The organism is Companilactobacillus jidongensis, from assembly GCF_003946575.1.
Classification (GTDB): Bacteria; Bacillota; Bacilli; order Lactobacillales; family Lactobacillaceae; genus Companilactobacillus; species Companilactobacillus jidongensis.
On sequence record NZ_RHOP01000028.1, the window covers coordinates 22394 to 30347 of the forward strand.

General features: G+C 44.3%; 5 protein-coding genes. 4 read left to right on the top strand and 1 reads right to left on the bottom strand.

What is annotated here, in order from left to right; genetic code table 11:
• The first annotated feature begins 555 nt into the window (after positions 1-555).
• The 4 genes from EKM68_RS12945 to EKM68_RS12965 all read left to right on the top strand — a co-directional run bounded on the left by EKM68_RS12945 (position 556) and on the right by EKM68_RS12965 (position 5468).
• Entirely contained in the window at positions 556-1452 is an 897-nt protein-coding gene (locus EKM68_RS12945) for an energy-coupling factor transporter transmembrane component T (protein WP_125591218.1), read from the top strand.
• On the top strand, positions 1440-3104 hold the full coding sequence (locus EKM68_RS12950) for an ABC transporter ATP-binding protein (RefSeq protein ID WP_125591219.1): 1665 nt from the start codon (positions 1440-1442) through the stop codon (positions 3102-3104). The genes EKM68_RS12945 and EKM68_RS12950 overlap by 13 nt, the downstream gene beginning before the upstream one ends.
• Before the next feature lie 7 nt (positions 3105-3111).
• On the top strand, positions 3112-3822 hold the full coding sequence (locus EKM68_RS12955) for an ECF transporter S component (RefSeq protein WP_003636323.1): 711 nt from the start codon (positions 3112-3114) through the stop codon (positions 3820-3822).
• Between the two features lie 407 nt (positions 3823-4229).
• Positions 4230-5468 (top strand): ISL3 family transposase, encoded by a 1239-nt coding sequence (locus tag EKM68_RS12965; RefSeq protein ID WP_125591220.1) that lies wholly within the window; start codon positions 4230-4232, stop codon positions 5466-5468.
• Between the two features lie 276 nt (positions 5469-5744).
• Here the strand turns inward: EKM68_RS12965 and EKM68_RS12970 are convergent, their stop codons facing one another.
• On the bottom strand, positions 5745-7781 hold the full coding sequence (locus EKM68_RS12970) for a KUP/HAK/KT family potassium transporter (RefSeq protein ID WP_125591221.1): 2037 nt from the start codon (positions 7779-7781) through the stop codon (positions 5745-5747).
• Positions 7782-7954: the final 173 nt, after the last annotated feature.

The following is a 7954-nucleotide window of genomic DNA, read 5'->3' on the forward strand; positions in this document are numbered from 1 at the left end:
AAAACGCCACGGCTAGAAAGCCCGACCTATCGACGTTTCAACCAATTCAAAGCTGATGATAAGCTGCCGCTTCTCCAGGCAAATATCCACAAAAACCAACTGAATTACCAGGAATTATTAGTAGCTTATCAAGCTTCTCTCTACTAAGTAGTAGAGCGCTACTGTCGACCAGGGAGATAGTAATATTCTTATAAAATTTACCAAAGCAAAGCCCCGACACGGATGACTTTTTCCGCCTCGAGATGTTGCTTGAAGGATGTTGCAGCTTTTGCTTTCAATGATTTTCAGAAAGTTATTTACGTGTTAACCACCTCGCTTGTTCGGATGAACCCGTATAAATGACAGCTTAGCAGGTCACGGTAAATTTAGTGTAAAAATGGTGTAAAAAGGCTGTACATAATATCCAAAAGGTGATGAATCAGTTCGCAAATTTCACCATTCAAAAACGCCTCAAAATAATACTAGCCACCACACAAGATATGCCGTTTACCACCCTTGGCAACGATGATATACTGTTGGAAGGGCTTACTAAACCTTAGAAAGTCGGGATTTTCCATGACACACACACCAATAAAGATGACGTTTTTTTCGCAGCTTCATCCAGTAGCGCTCACACTGTACTTTACTGAGCTGATCGTCTGCCTCCTGCTGTTTAATCACGTGGCGGTCGCGGTGGCTGAGTTCATCGCGCTCACGATCACAGCCACCTACTACCTTGGTGGCCGAAAGACGGCGCGCCAACTGAAATACGCCGTTTCATTTCTATTAATGATTCTATTTTTCAATACGCTCCTCAATCAAAAGTTTCCGCCGATTCTTTGGCATTTCAAATGGGGCATTCTGACGTTCAAATTTTCGTATCCGGCATTTCTGTACGGCATTGCGATGGCAATTGTCCTGATCGCAATGCTGTTTGTTTTTTCAGTCCTAAACGCGGTTCTGACCCCCAGCAAGCTGATCTACGTGTTCTCGCCGATTGCGCCCCGGCTGGCAGTACTGGTCACCATTTCGTTTACGCTGGTCACCAGCTTCACCGATAGGCTCAAACGGATTTTGCGCCTGCAAAAAACCCGCAACGTCGACGTGGTTAATGGATCATTGAAGACCCGCACCCAAAAGACGCTCCACATCTTCGAAATTCTTCTGCAGGACGCCCTGTCTTCTGCGATGGAAACCGCCAATTTAATGGACGCCCGCGGATTTGGCGCCGCCAAGCGGACCCACTACCGCTCGTATCACTGGCAGTTTAGTGACCTGCTGTTCATCACGATTGCCACCGTCATGCTAGTTGCAACTATCGGCGTCCGGATTCTTTCAATGGGCACCAGTCGTTCAGTCACCAATTTCACCACCATTTTTACGCCGGGCGATACTTGGCCCATCGTCGTCACGGCACTCCTATTCTTACTACCATTAATCTCAGAGGGGGTCTATCGTTCATGCAAAAATTAGCTACCGTGACCCATCTCACGTTCACCTATCCCGATCAATCAACCCCCGTTCTGGACGACGTCAACTTCACCATTGACCCCGGCGATTTTATTGTGATTGCCGGTAATACCGGCAGTGGCAAGACGACCCTGCTTAACCATTTGAAAAAGGAGCTCATGCCCAAAGGAGCCCGAACTGGTGACGTTCAAATTGCCGAAACACCGGTTGCTGACATGCCGAAGTTGGTGAGTGCCCAAACCGTCGGCTATGTGGCCCAAGATCCACAAACCCAGCCGGTGATGGCAACGGTGATCGAAGAACTGGCCTTCCCATTAGAAAATATTGGCTGTCCCAGCAATGAAATCGAACGCCGGATTACCGAACTGGCAAATTTCTTAGGTTTGGATCAAAACCTCGATCGCCAAATACATCAATTATCCGGCGGCCAGCTTCAGTTGGTAAACCTGGCTTCGGTTCTCATCTTGCGCCCAAAATTAATTTTACTGGACGAACCCACGTCCCAGTTGGATCCGCTGACCGCTCAGCATTTTCTCACCGTTTTAGGGCGGATTAATCAAGAATTAGGGATTACAATTATGTTGACTGAACACCGGCTGAGCACGGTAGCAGCCATGGCCAACCGGATGATTCTCCTGCAGGATCACCACCTGACCTTTGACGGTGATCCCCACAGCGGCTTGGCAAAAATGGCCACTGATGCCCACTTGACCTATTTCGTACCGTCAATTCCCAAGCTCTTCTTAGATCAACAGATTCGAACCTCCCAATTGCCGATTTCAGTAGCCGATGCCCAGTCGGCGATTCGGACTCACCATCTTCAATTTCAATCAGGGACGACCGGCGGCAAGGTTGCGCAATTACCCCCAGCCGAAAAACCAATTCTAACCGTCAATAACATTTCCTTTAGCTTCGACGGCCAACATAACGTCCTCCATCACCTGAACCTGGCGATTAATCCCGGTACGTGGTTGGCAATTATCGGCAAAAACGGCTCCGGCAAATCAACCCTGTTAACGCTGATTTGTGGACTAATGACGCCGCAGCACGGCAAAATTCGTTTCGTCCACCAGTTAGTTTGGAAAATGGCCATTAACCAGCGAATGGCCAAACTGGCATTTCTGTCGCAAACTCCCCGTCTCCAATTTACAGCCGATACCGTTCGTGAGGAGCTGGAAGTTCAGGCGGCTGAATTACGGTTGCCAGACGCTAAGGCCCAAGTTGACCATATGATTAATCAATTTCATTTGAACCGTATTGAGAAACAAAATCCATTTGACATTAGTGGCGGCCAACAACAGCTGGTTGGATTAGCAATCGCACTGATGGCGACCCCTGATCTGTTGGTTCTGGACGAGCCAACCAAGGGACTGGATCCCTACACCAAAATTCAGGTGGGCAACCTGCTGAAACAGTACCAACAAGCCGGTATGACCATTGTGATTGCCAGCCACGACATGGAATTCTGTGCTAAATTTGCCGACAAATGCACGTTTATGTTTGATGGCTATCTCAACACGCTGCTTGCCACGCAATCATTTTTTGCCGATAACTTTTTCTTCACCACGCCAATTAACCGGATTGCCCGTGATCAGGTTAAGGACGCCCTACTGCCAGTCGATCTGAAGCTGGCGAACCATCCAGAAAGGGGGTGAGTGTTACTTGAAACAATCTTCGTTACTCAACCGGTATCGGTTATTAATTGCGTTACTGTTAATGTTTATTTTTCTTCTATTCATTGTCTTATTGAAGGGAAAGCACTACCTATTATTTAGCTTTATGTGCCTAATCTGTAGCCTTTTACCCGCGTACTGGCGCTTCGAACACGATCCAATCAGCACCCAAACGTTGATGTTTGTCGCCGTTTTGATTGCGTTGGCGGTTGCCACCCGGGTCCCACTGGGCGCCATTCCTGGTGTGCAGGGAGCCAGCTTCGTCGTAATTCTAAGCGGTGTCAGTCTCGGCCCGGAACTGGGCTTTATCACAGGATCTACCACGGCACTGGTTTCCAACATGTTTATGGGTCAAGGACCATGGACGCCTTGGCAGATGGTCGCCTGGGGCTTAATGGGGTTAACCGCTGGCCTCTTCATGAAGGCCCGATTGTCCCATAGTCTGATTTTTATGATCGTGTTTGCCTGCGTCTGGGGCTATTTGTTTGGCTGGATCATGGACCTCTGGTACGCCCTGGCCTACGTATCACCGCTGACCATCAAGAGTTTTATCTTGGCTTTTGCGGCCAGTTTCTTTCCATTTGACACGTTCCACGCAGCATCCAATGCCTTTCTCATCGCGCTATTTTACAAACCATGGGAGAAGCTGTTTCACCGCTTAGTCACCAAATACAATATTTTACCGGATAAAAACCAATAGAAAAAGGATGGATTAATCAATGAAATTAACATCAAAGCTACTCATGATCTCTGCTTCAACCCTATTAGGATTTGGCAGTATCGCACCAGCCTTCACCGCCAATGCAGCCAGCTTTTGCTACCACCAGCCCCACTTCCACGACCCAAACATCACCGATCACAACTATTGCCACTCAAGACCAAGCAGAGGACAATAACAGCGGCACCCTTGACGGAGGTGTCACTTGGCAAATTGCGAACGATACCTTGACGATTAGTGGTGGAACCATTGGGTCTAGAATTTTTGGTGTTGGAAAGTATTTCCATTCCAAAAGTACTAGGCCCTTTTTGATAACAAAAAAAGGCATCTAAGCCTCCCTAGTGCTATGCTTTAAGCGACGAAACTCAAGATAAGCGGGGTAGGAATAGATGTCTCAACTAGATAATACACTTAAATTACTGGGAATTACAGACACAAACATTCAGGTGTTCGGTACTCGTGATGAATTTCATGGTCGGGGCTCGGGTCGCAAAAAGTGTTTGGTCATCCAGGCAGAGCTTACCTACACACTCAGGCGCTGTCCCAGCTGTGGATACAATACGTCGCACCCTAACGGACACAAGCTCACTCATGTCCACATTGCAGGACCCATGGACCGGCCCGTAATTCTAGAGCTAAACAAGCAACGCTGGCGTTGTAGTAACTGCCATAGCACTTGTACGGCCACCACTCCAGTGGCATCAACCAACCACGCCATCGGTAACGGACTAGCGACTCATGTGCTGAAGCTAGCCAGTAAATCACTCCCGGCTAAGACTATCGCCAGTCTCACCGGTATTTCGACAAACTCAGTTCAGCGTATTTTGACGGCTAATATTCATCCACACGCGAGCCGCCGGTTACCGATTAATCTATGCTTTGATGAATTCCGTTCCACGCACGGCTCCATGTCGTTTATTTGCATTGACGCCGACACTCACAAATCAGTTAAAGTACTTAGCGACCGCCTTAATAGAACCATCAAACAGTTCTTTCTTAGTCAGTACAGCACCGCAGAACGGGCCGCGATTCAACGCGTCATCATGGACATGAACGCCTCCTATCAGGCATTCGTGCACGAACTATTCCCTAACGCCGAACTCATTATTGATCGGTTCCATATTATTCAATTAATGGGCCGGACGATGGATACCATTCGCACTCAATGTTTAAAGCAACTCGACAAGCATTTGCGGGAATATAAAGTACTGAAATCACTATGGCGCCTATTCCACAAGGCCAACCCTGACGCACAAAAGAGCCGCTACCTCTTCGGCCTGAATGAGTACTCGACCGAACAGAACGCTATTGATATTGGAACCAATACGTTTCCGGCCTTCAAAACAGCTTATGAAACCTACATCGATCTCCACGATGCTTTGATGGGGCGTCACGCTGATGAACTCAAGAATATCATCACTAACTATCAGCCTAACGGCACGCCCCTAGATACGGCCATGCATACCCTACGAAAGAATCTTAATGGAGTAATTAACGCCGCCAAATCGTCCTACTCTAACGGACCGATAGAGGGCATCAACCGTAAGATCAAGGAGCTCAAACGTGCTTGTTATGGCTTCTCCAATCAGGCCAATATGTTCACACGCGTCTACCAGCTGATTGCCTAGATTATCTACTACAATAACGTCACGATGGTAGGCTTATTTGTTATGCCTTCAAGTACGATATTCAGACAACACACCAGATTAAACGCCGCAACTAATAAAACAACAAAAAAGATCTCCCACACGAGGAGATCTCCAAAGGATAGAAACTATCCTTCAACACCATTTGACAAACTTCCATAAAATGGTCTGATCTCAGTAAAGTACTGAGATCAGACCATTAATTAAAACTAAATATAATTTTTCTAACTTAGTTGTTGCACTTAAACTACTGCATACTCATTTTTCAGTCTTACTTAATCTGCCTCGATGATAAATTTTCTTTTGGATTAAGTATTGATCCTGATCTTGATTAATAAATAACGGAGAACTTTCTTCTATTACATTGCTAAACTCCAAACCATACCATGAAATAGGTGAGGCCGTAATTTTCTGCAAATAGATGCGCCCGCCAATCAATCTTCTATCTAACGAGCTTAACTTATCATTGACAATTAAATCTGCTGGTTGTTCCTTTATAATAACAAACTTAAAGTCGCCGACTTTCCGTTGTCGCTCTGTTGAATACGTGGGTATTTGTGGTTCTAAAATACCTTTTTCCACTAGATCATTTACAACTTGATGTAAATAGACACTAACGGATTGAGATTTCCTAAACCCTAAGTAAAATTGAACGTTAACAACATTATGCGTCTCAAGTAAATCAACTGTATAATTACTTTCATAAGGTGCATTGGTTTCATTGACTGTAACAAACCAATAAACTTTAGCTCTTTTAGGTTGTCTGTCGAGAATAGAATACATGGTACTACGCTTAATTTGGTAATCACCCTTAATTTTAGTCATATACACTAAGTTAGTCGTGAACAAAGGTACTGTATTGTCTTCGCTTAATTTAGAGAGTTGATCACGATAGTCAAGAAGTGAAACATACTCGCTTTCTTTCTCATAATGGTCTCTTCGTTTATTTCCAAAGTACCAAAGCCACATAATATAAAGAATGCCCAACATGATTGTTAACGTAACATAACCGCCATGAATAAACTTAACCAAACTTGAAATTAGAAAGATTAACTCAATAAAACCAAAAAACAAGGCAATTATAAGTGCTGCTCCCTTAGCCAGGTGTTTCTTTAAGAATTCATGCAAAAGCACAGTAGTCATAAGCATGGTAATAGTGATTGCTAAACCATACGCGGCCTCCATTTTTTGTGAACTACCAAAGAACCAGACTACACTGATTGTTATTATACATAGTATCCAATTAACAGTTGCAATATAAATTTGATTTTTTATATTACTTGGATGTCTAATAACCATTCTAGGTAAAAATTTTAAGCCAATTGCTTCATCGACTAAAGTGTAAGAACCCGTAATCAACGCCTGAGAGGCAATGATTGCAGCGAGTGTGGCTAGCAAAATGCCAACTAGGCGCCAAGGCCCTGGGAGCATTTCATAAAAGGGATTTAAGTTCGATAAGTTCCTGTAAGCAGTATCACCTGCATGTCTAATTATCCAAGCACCCTGACCTAAGTAATTTAAAAATAGGGTGCTATATACTAGTGGCCAGGTTACATAAATATTCTTCTTGCCAACGTGACCCATATCGGAATATAAAGCCTCTGCTCCTGTGGTTGCCAAAAAGATACTTCCAAGTATAAAGATTCCCACTTTGTTAACTGGACTGAAGAGTACCTTAATTGCATAATAGGGAGAAATAGCCTTCAATATCATTGGATAATTGATTAGATTAACGATTCCAAAGACAGCCAAAAAGCCAAACCATAAAATCATCACTGGTCCAAAGGATTTCCCAATCACACCTGTTCCAAAACGTTGAATCATAAATAATACGAGTAAAACAACTGTTGTGATAATCAAGACGTTATGTTGAGAATTACTAAACACCACAGGGCCAAGGTGTTGTTTTTTTAATCCCTCAATGGCTGAAGTCACAGTTACTGCAGGAGTTAATGTTCCATCGGCCAAAATAGCCGCCCCACCAATCAAAGCTGGCCAAATTAACCATTTTGCATTTTTTCGAACTAAGGCATATAAAGCAAAAATACCGCCTTCATGCTTGTTGTCGGCTTGCATTGCAATGACAACATACTTCAACGTTGTAATAATCATTAATGTCCAAAAAATCAACGAGATCGATCCAATCACGTAATCGGGAGAAATATTTCCCATTTTACCGGCGTCACCAATCAATGCATTCATAACATACAATGGTGAAGTGCCAATATCACCGTACACAATTCCTAAAGTAACAAGTGCCCCCGCAAAAGAAACACGTTCTAGTTGCTTATTCATATTTGCTTGCCCCCAACGCTAATTATTGAAATATAGCATGCAAAATACTAATCCTAAATACGAAGAAAAGCAACTGTGTTTTGCAGATTATAAATTGGCAAATTACAAGTTTAATCCGAACAAGCCCGGAATCTTTCAATGGCAGTCTGTTGATGATGTATTTTTAATGGTCG

Coding starts and splice junctions, on each gene's coding strand:
- EKM68_RS12950 (WP_125591219.1), top strand. CDS start 1,440: ATGCAAAAATTAGCTACCGTGACCCATCTCACGTTCACCTATCCCGAT.
- EKM68_RS12945 (WP_125591218.1), top strand. CDS start 556: ATGACACACACACCAATAAAGATGACGTTTTTTTCGCAGCTTCATCCA.
- EKM68_RS12965 (WP_125591220.1), top strand. CDS start 4,230: ATGTCTCAACTAGATAATACACTTAAATTACTGGGAATTACAGACACA.
- EKM68_RS12970 (WP_125591221.1), bottom strand. CDS start 7,781: ATGAATAAGCAACTAGAACGTGTTTCTTTTGCGGGGGCACTTGTTACT.